The organism is Mycoplasmopsis columbinasalis (genome assembly GCF_900660705.1).
In the GTDB taxonomy this organism is placed as follows: domain Bacteria; phylum Bacillota_I; class Bacilli_A; order Mycoplasmatales; family Metamycoplasmataceae; genus Mycoplasmopsis; species Mycoplasmopsis columbinasalis.
The window spans coordinates 710,514-731,014 of record NZ_LR215043.1 but is presented as its reverse complement, the minus strand read 5'-3'; the positions used below and the strand labels follow the sequence as shown (position 1 = coordinate 731,014).

The following is a 20,501-nucleotide window of genomic DNA, read 5'->3' as shown; positions in this document are numbered from 1 at the left end:
GTAGCCATTTTTGCTACTTAATATTTAATATGTATATTTTAACAAAAAATAAAAAATACGCACCACTTCATACAAAATGAAGGAGCGTATCATAAAGTACTATTTTTAAGAGTTATTCGTTGAATTTACTATTTAATTTTTTAAAATTTTTAGCAAACTTTAGAGACAAAAACACTTATTGGTCATCGATTCTAAACAAACAAAAAAAGGTGAAAATTTCTTATTCAAAACCTCAAAAAATTACTTTCAAACAAGGAAAATACTCTAATTTTTATAAACTAATATTATTCTTGAGTTTAGAGTCTGCAAATTTTAATTTTTATGAATAAAATTTTTGTTTTAAGCCTATAAAATAGAATTATTCGTTAAATGGTACGTCAATATATTTTAAATATTTGTTTAAATTTTCAATATTTCTATCAAATGTTAAAAAATCCGTTTCAGGAAACAAAAACATCATTCAAAGGATGCCATAAAAATTTATGAGCAACTTAAATTGATAGTATAAATCAAAATTAATGTTTGAATCATACGTTAATAAAAATCATTTTTCTGTTTCATCATTCATAAAAACTGAAGAAGAAAAATAAGCTAAATCTATGTACGGATGGCCACTTGTTGTATATTCAAAATCGATAAACCAAATTTTTTTATTTTGATCTAAAAGTATATTTTTTTCATTTAAATCATTGTGTGAAACGCAAACGTTTGGAATATTTTTTAGCAAAAGCATGAGCTTTTCGTATTGCTTTTCTCCCAAATATTTTTTTAATTTTTGAGCTGCCAATTCATTGTTTGCTTTTGCGTAATAATTGCTTCTTTCATACAAATTATTTTTCGGCAAACGTCCTAATTTAGCGTTATGAAAGGCTTTGATATTAAGAACTATTTTTCTTAAAATGCCCTTATCTTCGAAATCTATTTTTTGCGAATCTATGTATTTTCTAATAATTTTCGTCGAATCTTCATATAAAACTTTTGGTACAAAATTCAGTTTATTAAATTTGCTATATTTCACTTTAAACGCTTGAAATTTCGGAACTTTTAATTGCAAAAAATAGTTACTAAAGCGATAATTTTCATTAGACAAGCCGCCAGTGATTTTGGTCATTTGTAATTTTTCAAAATCAAGTTTACTATATTTAATTTCGAATGCTTTTTCGCTTAGTTTTTGACACATATAACGCATTTTATTAAGATCAGAAAGCGACACTTTGAAAACTTTTTGAATATTTTCTAAAGAGAAAGAACAAGAATCTAGTAGTGAAATTAAATCAAAAGCAAAATGATTTAATCTAACTCATTCGAAATCGATGAATTTCACATTCAAGTTATCATCAATTAAAATATTTTGGTTATTTAAATCGCCATGCGTAATATTTCAGTTTTGTTTTTTAAAATAAGAAAGATACTTTTTAAAACGTTCGTCAGTTATCTCTCCATAAGTATTTCAATTTATCGCGCCAATGTTATTGATTTTTTGATTTTGAAATTTTTTTAACTCATTTAAAATTGCTAATTGTTTTTCATCAGTCAATTCAATTTCGTTCAATGTTTTTCCATTAAATCATTTTTTCACAAAAACGCCTTTGTGATAATAAAGATAATCCGGGTCATTTTTTAACACTAATTCTTCTGCGTCATGATTCACAAAATCATTATTTGGAATTCTTATTTGAACTAGTTGGTTATCAAGTTTGCCTTGAAAAGTAAAATTGTGAAAACCACTATAATATAGGCTTATTAACTGAATTTTATTTTCAAAGTGATTATTTAACTCGTAAAAAAGTTGTTGTGCTTTACTGTTTGTTGTTAAGTCAGTAATCAATATTGTTTTCGACGACATATGTCATAAATTATACGTAATGCTGAAACTTCTTTTAGTTAAAAAAATGATCATTTTGTATTATTTTCTTTAAGTGATTTAGAAAATCAATATTGTAACTGAAGTAAAAATAGATAATTTAGTTAAATAGTTTGAAAATGTTAATACTGCCTCTTTTATTTAATTTATGCATTTAAAAAAGTATTGACAGTAAACTTTCTATAATAATAAGGACATACGAATGCTTAAACTAAACAAAATAATTAATCTTGATGAATTTTTTAATGAAAATAAACCAGCTCAGAATTCGGAATGTTTTCTTCCGCTTTTTGAGTCAAAGCAAATAAAAATTGCTGCAATCGCTTCTAATTCTCTTGTTGAAACTGGCTGAATGATAAATCAAGGAATTGAATTTTGTTTACTATACAAAGGTACAGCTCTTTTAAGCGACAAACAAGGGCAGCTGATTCATATGAAAGCAGGTGATATACTTAAAATTGACGCTAAAGCTAAACACAAAATTGTGTCAACTTCACCAGAGGCTTTATGATTAGCGATTTATTTAAATTAAAAGTCAAAATTTTTCTCACAAGTAAACTTTTTTCTCTATAATTAAAAGACACTTATTTGTGTTTTTATTTACTAATCTATATATGTTATAGATATATACATCGTAATTAAAATTAAATTTGTTAATTAATTTAGACCAAATTTACAAGTGCAAAAACTCTTAAAAAAATTTTTAAAAAATATTTTTGTAAAAAAGTTTTTACTCTATAATTAATAAGCAACATTTAAACGAATGCCGATTTAGCTCAGCGGTAGAGCAGCTGGCTGTTAACCAGTTGGTCACAAGTTCGATCCTTGTAATCGGCGCCATATAATTGGTCTGTTGGTGAAGCGGTTAACACACATGGTTTTCATCCATGCATGCACGGGTTCGATCCCCGTACAGACTACCATTTGGAGAGTTAGCTCAGTTGGGAGAGCATCGCCCTTACAAGGCGAGGGTCATGGGTTCGAGCCCCTTACTCTCCACCATTTGATGATTATCACCAGAAATACCTTCAATGGTATTTTTTTATGCAAAAAAGGAGTACAAATGTTTAAAAAAGCAGGGAAAGATGCCTGAAACGTGGTTAAACGTGGAAATATGTTTATGTTAGCAATCGGATTGTTACTTGGAGCAGCTTTTAATGAAGTTGTTAAATCACTTGCTAATGATGTAATTATGGCAGCAATTGCGAACACTTTTAAAGTTGATAGTGTTGCTGATTTAAAGGTTGGTGCAGTTTTAATTGGTAAGTTTCTCGCAGCGTTAATTTCATTCTTAATTGTTGCCTTAATTGTTTTTATCACCTTGTGAGCCATCTTTTTAGTCCGGAACATTGTAGTAGCAAAAAAGGCAACGAAAAAATCGCAAACCCCTTCTGTTACACCACAACCTGATACACAAGAATTAATTCTCGCAGAACTTAGAAAACTTAACCAACACTGACAACAAACACAAACAATTCAACCAGACGCAGAAACAAAATAAAAACACAATCATTGTGCCTGATTGTGTTTTTTTATTAATCAAATAACATAGTTTAAACTTGCGCAGTTGCTAAAATTCTTGATTTTTCAGCTTCTCAATTTGCAAGCGAACCATATTTTTTAATGTGAAGTTTATCTTCAATGATTGATGGACCAAATGAAAGTCCAATGAAAATAAAGAGTACAACAATTGTCATTACACGTGAAACAACTGCAGAAGTGTAATTAGGGTTGCCTTCTTTTTGCAAGACTGCTAAACTAAAGATATTAGCAAAAGGTTCGATCACTTGCATTGAAAGTGCAAGCCAGATAAGAGCCACCGAAGTAGCGGCAAAGAATTTGAATCCTTTGACGGTTTGATTAATTTTAATTTTGTTTGTTTTTTTGTTCAACAACGCCCCGAAAATAGCGAAGGAAATAAATCCAAATGTGAACAAGGCCGTTCAGTTTGACATCAAATCAGCAAAACTATAAAGTTTATGCATTGTCACGCCACCATAAACATCGTAGTATGATACAGTAGGATAATAACCGTATGCACCTATAATAAAGAATAATACAACAATTGGAATTGAAATTGCTATGCTGTAAAGTGAACCAACTTTTGGTTTATTAGAATTTAGTTTACGGAAGAATTTTTGTCAGTATGGTAATTCACCTTGAGCGATTAGATCTTCAACAAAACGTGGTGCTCACATTGAAAAACCATTAATGATTCCAAGCACACCAATTGCAATAAAGATGTTAATTAAACCATAGATGGTGTTACCAGCTTTGACTGCTGCTTGGTTACCTGCACCACCAAACAAGCTAATCATTTGCTCACGCATATTTGTGAATGAACCACCGTTAATTGACATTGAAATTGCAATCACTACATAAATAATTGTAGTAACACCAAGGCCAAGGAAAATAGCAAGTGGAGTTTTTTTAGGTTGTTTCATTTCTGATGAAATACCAGCAGCAACATAGAAACCATCGTATGCAAAGAAAATTGCAGTTAATGAAAGAAAAATTCCAAAGAAAGCACCCATACCACTTACTTGTGAAAGTGTAGCACCTGCTACTGGAGTTAATTCTCCATCACTAGGAATAACAATTCCTGCTTTTACATCTTGTAAACCACCGTGACCAGAAAAAGCAAGTACAAAGCCAATTAAAGCCACGAAAAGTAAAGGAATAAATTTAATTGAAAGCACAATTTTGTTTTGCACATCACCAACTTTTGAGAAGAAAGCTGGAATAGTTAGAAAGTAAACTGTAAGCACTAACGCGATGATTAATCAAATTAATCAATCTACTTGTGTGCCAATTACAGCCGGACTTGCATCTGTGTTGATTAGAGCCCCAAGCCCATCTTGTAGTGGTAAAAACACATAAAGTGGCATAAAGAAGTAGGTTAATGGTAGATAGATGTAAGTCATAAAGTTCTTTGTCGCGTTGTACAAAGTTCGGTTAGTAAAAATTTTTGCTCAACTAATAAGAGATAAGTTGTCATTTTTTACGCTCGCAATTTCAATAAGCGCAAGCGCCATGCAAATAATTGCAAAAGAAGCTAAGATTCACGAAAAAATCGCAAGGATCAAGCTGCTTTGTGAATTACTAAGCACTGATTCTGACTTGAAGAAAATTCCCGCGCCAATTGATCCACCAACAACAATTAGCATGGCAGAAAAGAAGGAAATTTTCTTTTTTTGACTAATCTCAGGAGCATTTTTTGTTTCTTGATTACTCATAATGTTCCTTACTAGACGAAAGAGGGATAATGGTTGCAATTTTCGTCAACAGAGTTGCAACCATCTTTTTGTTAGTTTCTACTGCTAAAACAGTAAATGTAACAAAAAGGTAGAAGTTTAAGTATCGTATGTTTGCGAATAACTCTATGTTATAAAGTTAAACGCAAAATTATTAGTGTTAGCTAACGAGTTATTAGCTTTCTATTTATAAGTTAAGTTAATTGTTTAACCAAAAATAATTTTGGTACCACTATGACCAGCGAGTGCTTCTTCTACTTTATCAAGTGAAGCAATTAAAGCTACATTTGTTTTGTTTGCTTTTACAAAATCAATTGCAGCTTGCACTTTTGGTAGCATACTACCTGGAGCAAATTGATTTTGACCAATGTAAGTTTCTAATTCTGAAACTGTGACTGTTTCAAGTTTCTTTTGATCAGGTTTGTTGTAGTTGACATAAATGTAATCAACAGCAGTAAGAATTACAAAGGTATCAGCTTCCACTTTCGCTGCGATTTTAGCAAGCGCAAAGTCTTTGTCAATAACTCCATCAACACCTTGGTATGTACCATCAGCATTGATAATAGTTGGAATACCACCGCCACCTCCGGCAATCACCACGTGACCGGCATCGAAAGCTGCTTTCATCGCGCTTAAACCAACAACATCAAGTGGTTTTGGTGATGGTACAACTTTACGGTAGCCACGACCAGCATCTTCAACAATAACTGAATTAGGATTGTTTGCTTCAGCATCTGCTTTGGTAGCGTAGAAAGGACCAACTGGTTTGGTTGGATTAGCAAAGGCTTTATCGTTAGCGTCAACAATTGTTTGGGTCAAGTAGTAAAGTACTTGCTTTGCACCAAGTCCAGTTTTAATTAATTCGTTTGAAATAGCAGTTAACATGTGGTAACCAATGTAACCTTGGCTCATACCACCTGCTTCAGCAAAAGGTACAAGTGCAGTTTTAGGATTACTTTTTTTAGCATCAGCAAAAGCGTTGAAGATCATACCAACTTGCGGACCATTGCCGTGACCTACTAAAACTTTGTTGCCAGCTTTGATGAGTTCAGCAACTTTTTTAGCTGGTACTTGCACCAATTCTTTTTGCTCACTTGGGGTGTTACCAAGTGCATTTCCACCTAAGGCAATAACTATTTTTTTTGACATTATAAATTTCCTGTTTTTTTATTTATCACTATGCCATAACGTAATTGGCAAAATGAAATGTAATTAGTAACCTAAAGTTGCTAAAATTACTGCCTTGATTGTGTGCATTCTGTTACCAGCTTGTTCGATTGATTTGTTGTATTTTGATTGGAACACTTCGTCGGTAACTTCCATTGCACCAGTAGCTACTACTGGATATTTAGCGCCAAGTGTAGCTTTAATTTCAGCTGAGAATTGAGTGTGGTCGTCGTGGAATGCTGGTAAGCAGTGAAGGAAAATGACATCTTCTTTCGCTGCTTTAATCATGTCCATATCTACTTGGAATTTACCTAATTCTTGAATTCTTGGTTCAAATAATGAAAAGTCTTCACCAAGTGATACTCACACGTCAGTGTAAATTGCATCAGCATCTTTAGCTGCTTCGAGTTTATTGTCTGAGAATGTGACTGAACCACCATTTCTCTTGAATAATTCTTGACAAGCATCAAAAACCGCTTTGTGGTCTGGACCATTTTTAACAATTTCGTGTTGTGATTTTGGTCCACAAAGCACAATGTGCACACCAAAGAAAGCAGCACCGATAAGCAATGAACGAGCAACATTATTCTTGATGTCACCTGCGAACACAAGTTTTTTACCTTTAAGGTCGCCTTTGAATTCTTTGATGGTCATGTAGTCAGCAAACATTTGAGTTGGGTGTTCTGCGTCAGTTAAACCATTTCACACTGGCACACCTGAGTATTTCACAAGCGCATCAACATCTGATTGTTTGAAACCTCTAAATTCGATACCATCATACATTTGGCCTAAAACTTTAGCTGTATCTTCGATCGATTCTTTTTTACCAAAGTTTGAACCAGCTGGTCCGATGTATGTACATGATGCTCCTAAGTCAGCAGCTGCCACTTCAAAAGCACAACGTGTTCTGGTTGAATCTTTTTGGAAAAGAATTACGATGTTTTTGCCAACAAGTGGTCTGGTGTTAACATGTAAACCTTGTTGTTTAGCTTTTTTAAGGTCAAGTGAAAGGTCAAGCACGTAATTAACTTCTTCTGTTGTTCAGTTAAGCGCACTATCAAGTGAACGACCTAATAAATTTCTTGGCATTTTACTCCTCTATTTTGATTAAAAATTAAGTGAAAATAGTTATATGGAGCAAAATTGTCATAGCAAAATTCTTTCTGCCAAGATACTATAAAAAATACTATCCAAAAATGGGTATGTTTGAAAATATTTGAGATAGTAAATTTTATTTGAACCCTATAACACAGTAGAATTCGCTAAAACAAGTTCGCTGCACATAAAAGCTGTGAAAAATCTACAAAAAGTAATTTGAAAACTTTTTGTGTTTGAAAATTAAAAATTATTCAATGTCTTCACGAACAAGTGGCATTGACATACAACGAGCACTACCCATTCCTAATGATAATTGGTTACCATCGAATGAAAGTACGGTAATACCTCTGTTTTTAAGAGCTTGTTCGGTTTTTTTGTTACGTGAGTAACCGACAACCACACCTGGTGCAATGGTTAAGTAGTTAGTTGCATCAAAGTGTGTTTCCACATCAATGTCAGTTTGTCTAGCGTTTTCACCTGCAACAGGAATAAGTTTTGGTTTTTTACCAATAATGTGTTCAAGCAATTCAGCAAGTGGTTTGTCAATTTCCACAAATTCAATTTTGTCGCTTGTTAAATCAATGTCTCAAGCTTTAAGCACTGAAAGCATATTTGGTGAATACAAGAATGTATCAGTATCCATCATTGTAAGTCAAGTGTCAAGGTGCATAAGATTTGGCATTGGTGGCACATTAATCGCTACAATTCTGGTGAATTTTGCTTCGTCGTTATTTTTAATATTTTTGGCAATAGTCAAGATTGCTTCTTTATTTGTTCTTTCAGAAACACCAATTACTAAAGTGTTTTTGTTGTAAATAAAGATGTCGCCACCTTCGATAAAACCTTCATCGTGTCTGTCGAATCATTGTGGAGTATCTTTATAGTCTTTGTGAACATTAAAGATAAACTGAGCAAAAATTGTTTCTCTTCTTCTGGTTACATACTTCATGTGGTTTAATGAAATACCATTACCGGCTGTAGCAAACGGGTCACGAGTGAAGTATAAGTTTGGCATAGGATCAACAATTAACTCAATTTCACTGTCAATCTCTAAATCATATCTGGTCACACCTGCAACCAAAGTTCTCACAAATCTTTTTGGATCAAATTCCAATGATTTCACATATTTTTGAACTAAAGGTCTTAATTCTGCTGTAAGTTTTGGTTCAGCTTCATCAAGTCATTGTTCAAGGAAAGCATCTCTTTGTGCTTGGGTCGCATGGTTGAAATAAGTATCAGCTACTAAATCTACTAATTGAATGACTTCGATGCCTTGGTCTTCTAAAATTTTGACAAATGCTTTGTGTTCTTGAATAGCTGTATCGCATTCTAAAATACAACTAAATAACAATTCATCAAGGCGAGATGGACAGATACGCCTGATCTCGTCTCCGGGTGTGTGCACTAAAACTTTTTTTAGTTTACCCACCTCACTATAAACGTTTAGTTTACTCATTTTATAGTAAGCTCCTTATTATGATTTATAAAAAGAATTTGCCAACAAATATATTTGGCAAAGATAGTATACTTTTTTTTTTTTTTTTTTGTATGAAGAATCACAAAAAATGCAAAAACTATGTGAAAAGTTCCATTTTTATTTTGTATTTTTTGTGTTGTGATAAAATTAATTATTTTTTTCTTCAAAAACGATTGAATCGCTCTTTTCAGTCCTTATAGTACACGAACGAAATATTTATAGTAAAATTTCAAATTATGAACAAAGTAGCAGTCAAAGAAAAAATTTTAATTGAACTTAAACAAATTGCACACGAACTCGGACTAGAAAAGGAAGTAATATTTACCGAGCCAAAATCATATGCCGACTTTGCCACTAGTTTGGCTATGGGGAACAAAGGTAGAAACCCACAGGAAGTTGCCAAAGAAATTATTGCTAAATTAGAACCAAAAAAAGCGGAACTTTTCATTGGTAAAATTGAAGTTGCCGGGCCAGGTTTTTTAAACTTCTTTTTAAGTGAAAATTCTTTAGTTCAAGGCCTTAGTGAAGTGTTGAAACTTGGCAGCAACTACGGTAGAGGTAACAAAAGCGGCAAAATTAACGTTGAGTTTGTCTCAGCTAACCCAACTGGGTTTTTACACATTGGCCACGCAAGAAATGCTGCCATTGGTTCGACACTTGCAAACATTCTTGAATTTTCTGGCATGACAGTTGAACGTGAATATTACATTAACGATGCTGGTAACCAAATCAATATGTTGGCCAACTCAGTTTTTGCAAGATATCAACAACTTTTTGATCAAAATTTTCCTATGCCTGAAGAGGCTTACCACGGTGAAGACATTATCTGAGCTGCTGAAGAATTTCATAAAAAATATGGTGATAAATTCAAAGGCGCAACACTCACACCTGATGTGTTAAAAATTTTTAAAGATGATAGTTTAAGCTTATTTTTAGCAGAAATTGAGCGCGATCTCAAAAGATTTGGCGTGTGATTTGATACTTGATACAGTGAACGTTCACTTTACAACGATGATTCAAAGATTATTAAAGAAGCAATTAAAAAGTTAAATAATGTTTATGAAAAAGATGGAGCTACTTGATTAAGGACTACTGCTAGCGGCGATGATAAAGATCGTGTACTAATTAAAAGCAATGGTGAATACACATACTTCACACCAGACATTGCATATCACAACATCAAATTCAATAAAACTGGTGGTCAAGACGGTATTGTGATGGACGTTTGAGGCGGTGACCACTCTGGTTATGTAAAAAGAATGCAAATTGCAATGGAAAACCTTGGTCACAAACCTGAAAATCTTATTATTTTGTGTATGCAACTTGTGCGTCTTATGAAAAATGGTGAAGAATTTAAGATGTCAAAACGTAGAGGTACCACATTTTTCTTAAGAGAATTTCTTGATTTAGTTGGTAAAGACAGTGCTCGTTTTATTTTATTAGATAGAACATTTAACTCAAAATTGGATTTTGATATTGAAATTGCAACTAGTAAAACTAACGACAACCCTGCTGTGCTTGTACAATATGCTAATGCACGTGCCAAAACTTTACTTTCTAAATCAAATTACAAACTAGAAGAATTAATACCTGAAAAATACGATTTACAAACTGACGAAAAACTTATCAACACTATTCTTGAATTTCCTGAAGTTGTGCAAAAGTCAGCAGATAAATATTTAACCAACATGTTGACTCAATATTTAATTAAACTTGCCAAAGAATTTAATTCATGATACTCAAACACAGATAAAATCATCGGTAACGAAAATGAAAAAAGTTTACTTGCTTTAGTAAGAGCAGTAAACATTACAATTGAAAACGGTATGAAATTAATTGGTATCGAAATCTTAGAAAATATGTAAATCAATGTGCTGAGGCACATTTTTTTATTGCTGTCGAAACTCATTTTTTCGATTTTTAATCTTTAAATTATTGGGAAGGTAATAATCTTCTTTGTCACTAATACATATATAAAATAGACTTATTTGTGAATTTGATGTTTCTTAGTGAAGAAAAATTTTTCACTTTTTTGAAGAAGTCAGTTTACTCCTTTTAAATTCTGCAAATTATGTTAGAAAAATAAGTTTTTACGTAAATTCTTTAATTCAAGAATTTTTTGTTTAAAAATAAATCTTTTAATTAAGTCAGATGTGCTTATGCGTTTTTAGACGAAAAATAACAATAAAAAATAAATAAAAAACCAGAAATTTTCTGGTTTTACTTACGGCGTTAAAAACAAATGGTGCCCAAGACAGGACTTGAACCTGCACGGATTGCTCCACTAGATCCTTAGTCTAGCGTGTCTGCCAATTTCACCACTCGGGCGTGTAAAATATTTTACACTAAAATTTTAATTTCGTAAAAATTTGTAAAATATTTTTTAAATTATTATTGTGATTCTGACTCGCTTTTTATCCAGTTATGACTTCCTGAGTTAAGTATTCATAACGATAAGTATAATTACGTTTTCGACCTCAGACAAGAATTGAGGAACTAATACCGAATTGTCCAATAAACATAATAAAAATCATTGTAATTTTACTTACGACATTTAAATACGCAGTAACTCCAGTAGTTAAACCGGCAGTTCCGAAGGCTGAAGCAACTTCAAATAAGTAATGTTGGAAGTGAAATTTGGTCGCGTCTGCTGCACCGCCATAATTTGTAGAAGATGTCGAAATGATAAACGTACCGGTTAAAACTAAAATAATGCCGGTTAAAAATACAAGAAAACTATTGCGAACGCTTGAGTCTGCTATTTTTCTCTTAAATGCTCGCACGGATGGGCGACCCATAATTCTGGAAATTAAAGTTAAGATAATAATGGCAAAAGTTGTGGTGCGAATTCCCCCACCAGTTGATGATGGAGCAGCGCCTAAAAACATTAACACAGTAACTATGAAATTAGATGGTGATGAAAGAGCTTCCATCGGAAAGGTTGCAAAACCAGCGCTTCTAGAAGAAAAACTTATAAAAAGTAAAGACCAAACTCGTTTACCGTGTGTGCCATAAAACATCTTAGTATCATTTCAAAATGAAGTTGAACGTTTTGAGGAAACTTCAAAGGCAATTAAAAGTAAGAAACCAACTAATGTCACTATGAAATAGGTTCAAACGCTGATTTTAGTCACTAATTGTCATTGATATTTTCTTTTGTTACCTTGAAATTTATAGCGAAAGTAATTAAAAATATCGTGAATAACTGGATAACCAAGACCACCAATGACAAGTAAAATAACAAAAATCACTTGTAGCGAAATGTTGTAGTAATAAGCAAATAAAGAATTGTCGCCAATAATATCGAAACCAGCATTATTTAGTGCACTGATCGCATGAAAGAATCCATACCTAAAACTAATTCCAATATTTTTGTAAGGCGACACAAATTTGCCAACAGGCGCATAATCAAAGAAATTTTTTGTATCTTCAACTGGGACTAGTTGCTGCGCTTTAACAATTTCTGGTTGGTTGAAATAAAAGTAAAAAGTAAGTATAAAACCAAAAACAATTCAAACAATAAATAAAATAGAAATAGAAATCACAATGATTGATTTCACCTCGCGACTATTCGAAGAGCTTCGTTCTGTGGAAACAAGCTCTAATTCCTTCAAAGCTGTTTTCTTTTTAAAAAACAAAATGTTAAAGATGTAAATCTTAAGTGCAAAAACACCCACGCCACCAATTAAAATCAAAAATGCGATGATAACTTCCCCAAAAACATTTCATGTTTCAAATGTGTTTTTGGTTACTAAACCAGTATCACTAAATGCTGATACCGAGGTAAACAAAGCATCTAAAAACGAAACTGAATTTCACCCACTAAACCGATACGAGTGTGTTATAGGCGCGTACAATAAAAAAGCAGACACAAGTACGATGATTAAATAAACTGTAAAAATCATCCTTACTTTGTTTGTCCTGTGTCGAAAATTATTATATTTTTGAAGTGATTTAATAAGTCAACTATTGCGTAACCTATTTTGCCATTTTCAATTTGACATATCAATATTTTATATTTATCTCAAACAAAAACCATATTTTTTTCTTTTGCTTCAATTCGCTGTCATTAAGATTCGAACAAAATTTGTTAGTTTTGGAATGAAAAGCTAACTTGATGTCAAACTAAGCTTTGCTTTAAATATAGTAAAATATTTGCATCAAAGGAGCAAATTATGAGAAAGTTGTTGCGTAAACCTCAGGACATTTGTGTGATTGGTGCTGGTCGTTTTGGTTCAGCCGTAATTTCACAACTTGCCAAGTCTGAATGTTCTTTACTTTTGATTGATAAAAGCGAAGAAAACCTTAAAAAATTTAACGATATTACAGAAAAAATTGTTATTACTGATGCTACGGACATTAAAGCTCTCAAATCACTAAAAGTTAATGAAATCGACACAATCATTGTTGCTTTGTCAGATAACATTGAAATTGTGGCTACTTTAGTAGAATTAAATGTGAAAAACATCATTGCTCGTGCAACATCAAAAAGACACGCTCTTGTGCTAGAAAAAATTGGTGCCAACATTATTATTGAACCTGAATTCGAAGCTGGAATTAGAACCGCTTTAATCGCGACAAACTCTAATTTCATTAAGTATTCAAAAAACATGCAAGATGCTGGCGGTGGGTTTGTAACTGCTCAAGTTGTTTTACGTAATCACGATTTCTACGACCAAATGATTAAAGATGCAAACTTTCACGAATTAAAAATTTCGGTGGTATTAATTAAACGTTCAACTAATTTCATTTTACCAACAGGTACCACAGAACTCAAAACCGATGACTTACTCACGATTTTAGGAAAAATCGAAGATGTTACGCACGCTTTAGAAATAATTAGCAACGACGAAAATTAAAATAAAAAAATTCTTTGATTTTTAAAAAATCATTTATAATAATATCCACAAGTGCCTATAGCAGAGGTGATCACCTGACCCCATTCCGAACTCAGTAGTTAAGCCCTCTAGTGCCGACGATAGCAGAGATGTGAAAATAGGGCGGTGCTTTTTTTTATTTTTTTTAAAAAAGCATAAAAAAGGAGACAAGCAACATTGGCAATATAACTGTCGGCTGTCTCTTCGTATTCCTCTATTATTTGATTAACGAGTGCCCGGCGGCGGGTGAGGATTATATCCTAGAATTTTTCTTCCACTCGAGATTATTATACCTTTTTCACTGTTAGAATATCCACTATGGGAACATATTGAATTTATAACTTGTTGTGTTAACGTAAACAATTTGTTCTCGTAATTGCTTAAGAGGAACTTCAAAACGCACTGTAATTGGCACAAAAGTGTGATAACGATATTGTTTTGTTGAAATTTGCTTAATACCCAAGGCTATTTTTGATTTCATAAGCGTGTTTTCAATGACAAAATAATCAACATTGACCTTGTTGTATAGTTTGCAGCGATATCATTTGAGACCATAGTTTTTAGTATCGATAATTTTGCCCATCACTTGAATAAAACTAAGCAAACGAGACTTGATATTATAAAAATAATAATCAGGACTTTTAATTCTTAACTTTGATTTCTGCAAACCGAACTTAGCTCAATTTTCTTGCAAAAACGTTTTTAAAAATTTATCAGTAAAATAGGTTAAACCTTTCTTCGAATGTACTGGTTTCTTGTAGAAATTAATTAAAAGTTTGTCGAAGTAAGTACTAAAATCGGGACTATAAACAACTTTGTTATTGGTTTTATTTTTTATTCTTAACCCATAGAGACGTTTAAAAATTGGGTCTAAGTAATGTAAACCCGCCAAGTGTCACAAATTTTCAACTTTGAAACAAACTAAAACCACACCTTTGAGGTTTTTTGTTTTAACCTCTGTTTCAGCAGCTGATTCATTTCTAGTTAGAAAGAAATCCAACTTTTGTTCTTTGCACTTTGTTTCAAAGTGTTTAAATACTGCCGCCACACCCGCAATTAAAGTAGTGATAGGAATTTTTCTTAAAATGTTAACACTCACAGTTCATCTCTTTCGGTTTTAACTTTAGTTTGATTTTATAACTTTTTGCTATGGTAAACCAAAAGATGGGAATTTATTTCAAGTTAACGTGTTTGAGAATAATTGATTTTTAGCTCATTCTCCCCTTTGCATTTGCAACGTGAAAAACTCTTTGTACTAAAGATATTTAATATAATATATGAATTAGTACCTTAGTTAAGAGAGACGGAGATTAATATGGCAAAAAGAATGAATACGCTTGATAGTCTTAAACTTGAAGAAAAGGTGGTACTTTTACGTACTGACTTTAACGTTCCAATTAAGGATGGCGTGATTACTTCTAACAAAAGGATTGTGGAAGCATTACCTACAATTAAATATTTGTTAGAAAAAAAAGCTAGAATTGTAATTTTTTCACACCTTGGTCGCATTAAAACTGAAGCAGATTTAGCGAAAAATACACTTTCACCAGTAGCAAGTGAACTTGCTCGTTTACTTGGCACACCAGTTAACTTCATTGATGAATCAAGTGGTAAATTGTTAAGACACGCTATTATGAGAATGAAACCAGGCGACATTGTCTTAGCAGAAAACACTCGTTTTGAAGATTTAAGAAACAAAGCCGAAAGCAGAAGTCACTGAAAATTATCAAAATACTGAGCTCGTCTTGGTCAAGTCTATGTTAACGACGCTTTTGGGGCGGCACATAGAAAAAATGCATCTACTTACGGTATTGCTGAATATGCTGATGAAGTAGCTATTGGTTTGTTAATGGAAAAAGAAGTAAAAAACTTGCAATATTTAACCAAAAAACCAGAAAAACCTTACTATGCTATTGTTGGCGGGAGCAAACTTAGCGACAAAATTCCTGTGCTTAAATCATTAATTAAAAAAGTTGACAAAATTTTCATTGTTGGTGGTATGGCATTTACTTTTATGAAAGCTGATGGCAAGAAAATTGGTAAATCAATTGTTGACAATGAAAACGTTAAATTCGCACAAGAATTTTTAGCAAAATATCGTACAAAAGTTGTTTTACCAGTTGACTTTAAATGTGCTAGCGATTTTACAGATTCTTACCCAATTGTTCAAGATAACGAAATTAGTGATGATTTAATGGGACTTGATATTGGTGAAAAAACACTTAGATTATTTGAAGAACAACTTCCAAACGCAAAGACAGTCGTATGAAATGGTCCTGCTGGTGTTGTTGAGTTTCAAAACTACAAACAAGGTACAGTGGGAATTGCAAAAATCTTAGGCTCGCTCAAAGATGCTAAAACCTTTATCGGCGGTGGCGACAGTGTTGCTGCAATCGAAAACGAAGGTTTAACTGATTTGTTTACTCACATTTCAACTGGTGGTGGTGCAACACTTGAATTCTTACAAGGAAAAGAATTACCAGCTTTGAAAATTATTAGAAAAAGAACTTAAAAACAAGCAATTGCTTGTTTTTTTTAATAAAAAAATATAAAAAGATGAGTACTTTCCCCAGTTTTGTCTTAAATTCACTTAGCTGAAAAAAATTTTGTTTAACTAATAAAAAGCAGCAACAAAAAGTCTTTTTCAAAAAGTTTAACAACTAAAAATTGAAAGTAAAAAAAAGTAGGTTCTATATAAAATTCTGAAAAACAAAAAAATTTTCATTTTAAGATTTATTACTATAAAATAGGCTTATTAGTAAAGATAAATTTTAAATTTAGCAGTCTTTATGTCTTTTGCAAAATTTTTTTATTTTTATTTTTCGTTATTGCCTTATTTATTATAATTAAGCTATGATTAGAATTACAGTTAACTACAATGAACGCTTGGATAAGTATCTTGCAAATAATAGTGAAATTTCAAGAAACGATGCAAAAGAACTTATCTTACAAGGCGCAGTCAAGGTTAACAATAACGTTGTTACCAAACAAAATTTTCCTGTGAAAGAAAATGACGTTATTGAAGTTGCGTATTTGCTTGAAAAAACAACGACAGTTGAACCAGTAGCAATGCAACTTGACATTTTGTACGAAGATGATGACTTAGTTGTTATTAACAAACCGAGCAATCTCGTTGTACATCCAGCGCCTGGACACTTTAATGACACATTGGTTAACGGTTTAATTCATCATTTTAAACAACTCTCAGATGCAAATGGCGAATTTCGTCCGGGAATTGTTCACCGCATCGACAAAGATACAAGCGGCTTACTGCTAGTTGCGAAAACCAACGAAATTCATAATGCTTTAGGCCAAATGTTGAAACAACATAAGATCAATAGATCATATATTGCCATTGTCGAAGGTTTAATACCGCATAAATTAATGAAAATTAATATTCCGTTAGCTCGTTCGCGCCAAGACCGTAAATTAATTGGTGTTGATGGCGATGGTAAAAATGCGATTACATATGTTGAAGTTTTAAAAACTTTTTATTTTGAAAATCATCCTTACACACTAATTCGTTGTGAGTTGGAAACCGGCCGCACACACCAAATTAGAGTTCATTTAGCTCACATAAAACATCCAATTTATGGTGATGCAACTTATGGTTCAAAAGTTGATGATTTTAATCAACGTTTACACGCTTACAAACTTGAATTTATTCACCCAAAAACACAGCAAAAAATTGAACTCTTTGCTCAAGTACCTCCTGAGTTTGATATTGCTGAATATGATTTTAACGAACTAAAATCACTAGAACCAATTCAAAGGAGTTCATAATGGAAAATAGACCACAAAGAGAACGCAAAAAACATTTTGCCGGTTTGGGCAACTTTTTTGCGAATAAATATAATCGAGACTATGTTCGTAACCCCATTTTAAACATTGAAGAAATGTGAAAACAATACGAAAAATCTAAGTTTAGGTATTTTATTGTTGGCACACTAGTCTTTATGGTTTTAAGTATGTTAATTTACTTAGCAATCTTAATCCTCACACTTGTATTCAAAAACTTGCAAATCAATGACTATATTCTGGAATTAAGCAACTCATCTGACCCAAACCCTGCTCAAACAGCCGCAAATGCTTTTAACACTAACGTAACTCTTACTGGTATTAATGTTGGTATTATGGCAATTGGAGTCGTGTTATACAGTCTTGGGGTTTTTGATAGTTACAAACAAAAAGACTTTTCAAACATTAGAATTTCAGCAACTTACATTTATTCGTTCTTTACTTTAATTAACTTTGTGAATATTGTTTTAAGTCTTGTGAATCGCTCCACAGCATTCAAACAAGCTTACTACTTCTTGGTGCCTTCTATTCTAGTATTTGTTTCAATTGGTTTAATGATTTTAGGTTACTTTTTATTTGTACGCGAAAATAAATACATTAGATTTGCTTTCATTCGGATTCATCAAACCAAAAAAACCGAAGAATTGATGAAGTTATTGCAACAAAATCAACAAAATGGCAATTCAAACGTAAATGACTTCTTTAGCACGATCTTTAATTTAGATCGTCAAAGTCAAGCAAGAGCACAAGAACAAGCAGCACAATTTACTGAAGAAGATGCTCCAAACCAAACAGACTCGAACTCAACTCAACAAGCAGAAGCTAAAGCCGAAACAACCAATAGTGTGGCAAGACAAAAACTTGAAGCTTTATCGGATGAACAATTACATCAAGTTGCACAAAAACTTAACATTTTCGGTTATCAACAAATGTCACGTCAAAACTTAATCGACTTAATCTTAAATATTGTTGATGGTAAGACAACTAATTAGTTTGATTAAATTAACTTAGAATTAATCGAATCAAAACACAAATGCTCCAGCGGGAGCATTTTTCTATATAATTCACATATGCTTGAATACGAAAAGAAACTCTGACAAGAACACAGGTTAATTTTGGGGCTTGATGAGGCAGGACGAGGGTGCCCTGCTGGACCATTAGTGGTTGCAGGTGTGATTTTTCCGCCTAACTATCAAAACCCTCACATTAATGATTCGAAAAAACTAACTCCAAAACAACGCGAAACTTTGTACAACGTTATTGTTAATGATGCTATTGCTTACCAAGTAGTGATTTTTGAACCAGAATATGTCGACCAACACAATCCAAAACAAACTTCACGTAACGGAATGCGGCAAATTGCTCAAAACATTACACCACAACCAACTTTTATTTTGACTGATTTTGAACAAATTCCTAATACTCCAATTCCGCAGGAGAATTTAATTAAGGGGGATGCTCAGAGTATTACCATTGCCGCAGCTTCAATCTTAGCTAAAGTTACTCGGGACCGTATTATGCTGGAACTTGACAAGTTGTATCCGAATTATGGTTTTGCGAAACATAAAGGTTATGGTACAAAAGCGCATTTAGATGCAGTTAATGCTTTTGGTAAAATTAAGGGAATTCACCGTTTAAGCTATAAATTCGGCTCAGACACAAAATAAAATCACATTGCCTCGTGCAAATGTGATTTTTTATTAATTTTGCAATGAATTGAAAATAATTATTTACTTGCCACAACTTTTTTTCTTTTGATTGATCTTCAACCAATAAAGAAGAGAATTGCAAGTGGTAATAAAATTGTAAGAATTACGGCAATGATATAAGTTCAAAGTCAAATTTTGTTACGGTGTCTTTTTTCTGCGGAAACATTAGCTAAAATGGCAGTTGCATCAGCACCTAAAAACATTTCAAAACCTTGACTTCTCTTCTTGTCAAAGATTTTCATAATAATGAACAAACCAATAAGACCACAAATAATTCCAAAAATAATTCAGCATAACAATCTCGTGCTTGTGAAAGCATTATCAAGTCATTTCGGTCAGTCAAAGTTGATTTTTAAAACTTCTGATTCATAGAATCATTGTCCCGATGAATAAAGTCCTCAAACAATTCCTGCAAAGACACCCAAGTAAGTTACTAAAAAGATGACAATTCACATAATATTAACTTCTTTAAGCGCTAGCCTTTTAAGCATACTATTAAAGGCAACACTGTAATTGAGCACATCACTTGTTTCTTTAGCTCTTTTAGCCGACCTTAAAATCGAATTCCATCTTTTTCTTTCAAAAATGTTTTGTAACAAAATTGCAAAGCCAACAAATAAGACAAAACCAGTCAAGATTAAATAACCATTATAGTGTCCCTCTTTTTTAGGGAATAAACTAGTAGTTTGCGTATAAGCCAAAGCAAAGAAAATTGAACCTGCAAGAAAAATTAATAAACCAATTATTAAGCCAATTGTTGTAAGAGTTTTTTCAAATTTAATCGTTTTTTGCAAGCGATCCAAGCTTTCGTTAGTCATATTGATACTTGGAACATTTTGTGTTTGCGGTTGGTTGTTAAATAAATTTTGTGGTGGAAAAACTTGTTGAGTTGCCGCAGGTGCTTGTGGTGGCATTTGTTGTGGTTGCACAAAAGTTGGTTGCTGCGGTTGTTGATATTGCGGTTGAAAAGTTGGTTGTGGTACTGGTTGATATTGCGGTGCAATTGGTTGTTGATATTGTGGTTGATAATTTGGTTGTACTGGTTGTTGGTACTGAGGATTGAAAGTTGGTTGCGGTGTTTGTTGATAATTTTGATTATATTGTTGTGGATTTTGATAATTCGTTTGTTGATAATTATTATCCGGAGATTTAAAGCGTCTTTGGTTTCTGTCGTTCATTTGTTCTCCTTTTAACATTAACAAAAAGATATGTATTATTATAACAATACAAAGCAGACTTTAAAATGTTTTTTGGCCT

Annotated in this window: 16 protein-coding genes, 4 tRNA genes and 1 rRNA gene; 12 read left to right on the top strand and 9 right to left on the bottom strand. The window is 32.6% G+C overall.

What is annotated here, in order from left to right; genetic code table 4:
* Positions 1-358: 358 nt before the first annotated feature.
* Positions 359-1,846: a phosphotransferase gene (locus tag EXC55_RS02970; protein ID WP_165001870.1), complete on the bottom strand. Its 1,488-nt coding sequence runs from the start codon at positions 1,844-1,846 to the stop codon at positions 359-361.
* Positions 1,847-2,066: 220 nt separating this feature from the next.
* Between EXC55_RS02970 and EXC55_RS02965 the strand changes: the two genes are divergently transcribed.
* The 5 genes from EXC55_RS02965 (at position 2,067) to EXC55_RS02945 (ending at position 3,365) form a co-directional block, all read left to right on the top strand.
* Complete coding sequence (locus EXC55_RS02965; RefSeq protein ID WP_129623179.1) at positions 2,067-2,396, top strand: cupin domain-containing protein; 330 nt, start codon at positions 2,067-2,069, stop codon at positions 2,394-2,396.
* 233 nt (positions 2,397-2,629) lie between these two features.
* Positions 2,630-2,704, top strand: a tRNA-Asn gene (locus EXC55_RS02960).
* Between the two features lie 7 nt (positions 2,705-2,711).
* Positions 2,712-2,787: transfer RNA gene (locus EXC55_RS02955), tRNA-Glu, on the top strand.
* Positions 2,788-2,790: 3 nt separating this feature from the next.
* A tRNA-Val gene (locus EXC55_RS02950) sits at positions 2,791-2,866 on the top strand.
* 61 nt (positions 2,867-2,927) lie between these two features.
* Complete coding sequence (locus EXC55_RS02945; protein ID WP_129623178.1) at positions 2,928-3,365, top strand: large conductance mechanosensitive channel protein MscL; 438 nt, start codon at positions 2,928-2,930, stop codon at positions 3,363-3,365.
* 52 nt (positions 3,366-3,417) lie between these two features.
* On the opposite strand, the gene EXC55_RS02940 is transcribed toward EXC55_RS02945, so the two are convergent.
* The 4 genes from EXC55_RS02940 to EXC55_RS02925 form a co-directional block, all read right to left on the bottom strand.
* Positions 3,418-5,100 (bottom strand): APC family permease, encoded by a 1,683-nt coding sequence (locus EXC55_RS02940; RefSeq protein WP_129623177.1) that lies wholly within the window; start codon positions 5,098-5,100, stop codon positions 3,418-3,420.
* A gap of 225 nt (positions 5,101-5,325) precedes the next feature.
* Positions 5,326-6,267, bottom strand: coding sequence for a carbamate kinase (gene arcC / locus EXC55_RS02935; RefSeq protein WP_129623176.1), 942 nt, complete (start codon positions 6,265-6,267; stop codon positions 5,326-5,328).
* A gap of 63 nt (positions 6,268-6,330) precedes the next feature.
* Positions 6,331-7,374, bottom strand: a complete 1,044-nt coding sequence (gene argF / locus EXC55_RS02930; protein ID WP_129623175.1) for an ornithine carbamoyltransferase — start codon at positions 7,372-7,374, stop codon at positions 6,331-6,333.
* A 256-nt stretch (positions 7,375-7,630) separates the two neighbouring features.
* Positions 7,631-8,839 carry an arginine deiminase family protein gene (locus EXC55_RS02925; RefSeq protein WP_129623174.1) on the bottom strand — a complete coding sequence of 403 codons (1,209 nt, stop codon included), beginning with the start codon at positions 8,837-8,839 and terminating at the stop codon, positions 7,631-7,633.
* Between the two features lie 257 nt (positions 8,840-9,096).
* Here EXC55_RS02925 and argS point away from each other — a divergent pair, with 257 nt between their 5' ends.
* The gene (argS, locus tag EXC55_RS02920; protein WP_129623173.1) at positions 9,097-10,725 is read left to right on the top strand and encodes an arginine--tRNA ligase; all 1,629 of its coding nucleotides are present in this window, start codon (positions 9,097-9,099) and stop codon (positions 10,723-10,725) included.
* A 378-nt stretch (positions 10,726-11,103) separates the two neighbouring features.
* Here the strand turns inward: argS and EXC55_RS02915 are convergent.
* Positions 11,104-11,188, bottom strand: a tRNA-Leu gene (locus EXC55_RS02915).
* A gap of 86 nt (positions 11,189-11,274) precedes the next feature.
* Positions 11,275-12,765, bottom strand: coding sequence for a TrkH family potassium uptake protein (locus tag EXC55_RS02910; protein WP_223211683.1), 1,491 nt, complete (start codon positions 12,763-12,765; stop codon positions 11,275-11,277).
* Between the two features lie 270 nt (positions 12,766-13,035).
* Here EXC55_RS02910 and EXC55_RS02905 point away from each other — a divergent pair, with 270 nt between their 5' ends.
* Entirely contained in the window at positions 13,036-13,719 is a 684-nt protein-coding gene (locus EXC55_RS02905) for a potassium channel family protein (RefSeq protein WP_129623171.1), read from the top strand.
* A 47-nt stretch (positions 13,720-13,766) separates the two neighbouring features.
* Positions 13,767-13,872: ribosomal RNA gene (gene rrf / locus EXC55_RS02900) — 5S ribosomal RNA — on the top strand.
* 181 nt (positions 13,873-14,053) lie between these two features.
* On the opposite strand, the gene EXC55_RS02895 is transcribed toward rrf, so the two are convergent.
* Entirely contained in the window at positions 14,054-14,836 is a 783-nt protein-coding gene (locus EXC55_RS02895) for a hypothetical protein (protein WP_129623170.1), read from the bottom strand.
* Positions 14,837-15,052: 216 nt separating this feature from the next.
* Here EXC55_RS02895 and EXC55_RS02890 point away from each other — a divergent pair, with 216 nt between their 5' ends.
* The 4 genes from EXC55_RS02890 to EXC55_RS02875 all read left to right on the top strand — a co-directional run bounded on the left by EXC55_RS02890 (position 15,053) and on the right by EXC55_RS02875 (position 19,202).
* Positions 15,053-16,249 carry a phosphoglycerate kinase gene (locus EXC55_RS02890; RefSeq protein WP_129623169.1) on the top strand — a complete coding sequence of 399 codons (1,197 nt, stop codon included), beginning with the start codon at positions 15,053-15,055 and terminating at the stop codon, positions 16,247-16,249.
* A 341-nt stretch (positions 16,250-16,590) separates the two neighbouring features.
* A complete protein-coding gene (locus EXC55_RS02885) occupies positions 16,591-17,520 on the top strand; it encodes an RluA family pseudouridine synthase (RefSeq protein ID WP_129623168.1) in 930 nt (309 codons plus the stop codon).
* Positions 17,520-18,527: a hypothetical protein gene (locus EXC55_RS02880; protein ID WP_129623167.1), complete on the top strand. Its 1,008-nt coding sequence runs from the start codon at positions 17,520-17,522 to the stop codon at positions 18,525-18,527. The genes EXC55_RS02885 and EXC55_RS02880 overlap by 1 nt, the downstream gene beginning before the upstream one ends.
* Before the next feature lie 78 nt (positions 18,528-18,605).
* Positions 18,606-19,202 carry a ribonuclease HII gene (locus tag EXC55_RS02875; RefSeq protein ID WP_129623166.1) on the top strand — a complete coding sequence of 199 codons (597 nt, stop codon included), beginning with the start codon at positions 18,606-18,608 and terminating at the stop codon, positions 19,200-19,202.
* Positions 19,203-19,261: 59 nt separating this feature from the next.
* On the opposite strand, the gene EXC55_RS02870 is transcribed toward EXC55_RS02875, so the two are convergent.
* A complete protein-coding gene (locus tag EXC55_RS02870) occupies positions 19,262-20,422 on the bottom strand; it encodes an MSC_0882 family membrane protein (protein WP_129623165.1) in 1,161 nt (386 codons plus the stop codon).
* Positions 20,423-20,501 lie beyond the last annotated feature (79 nt).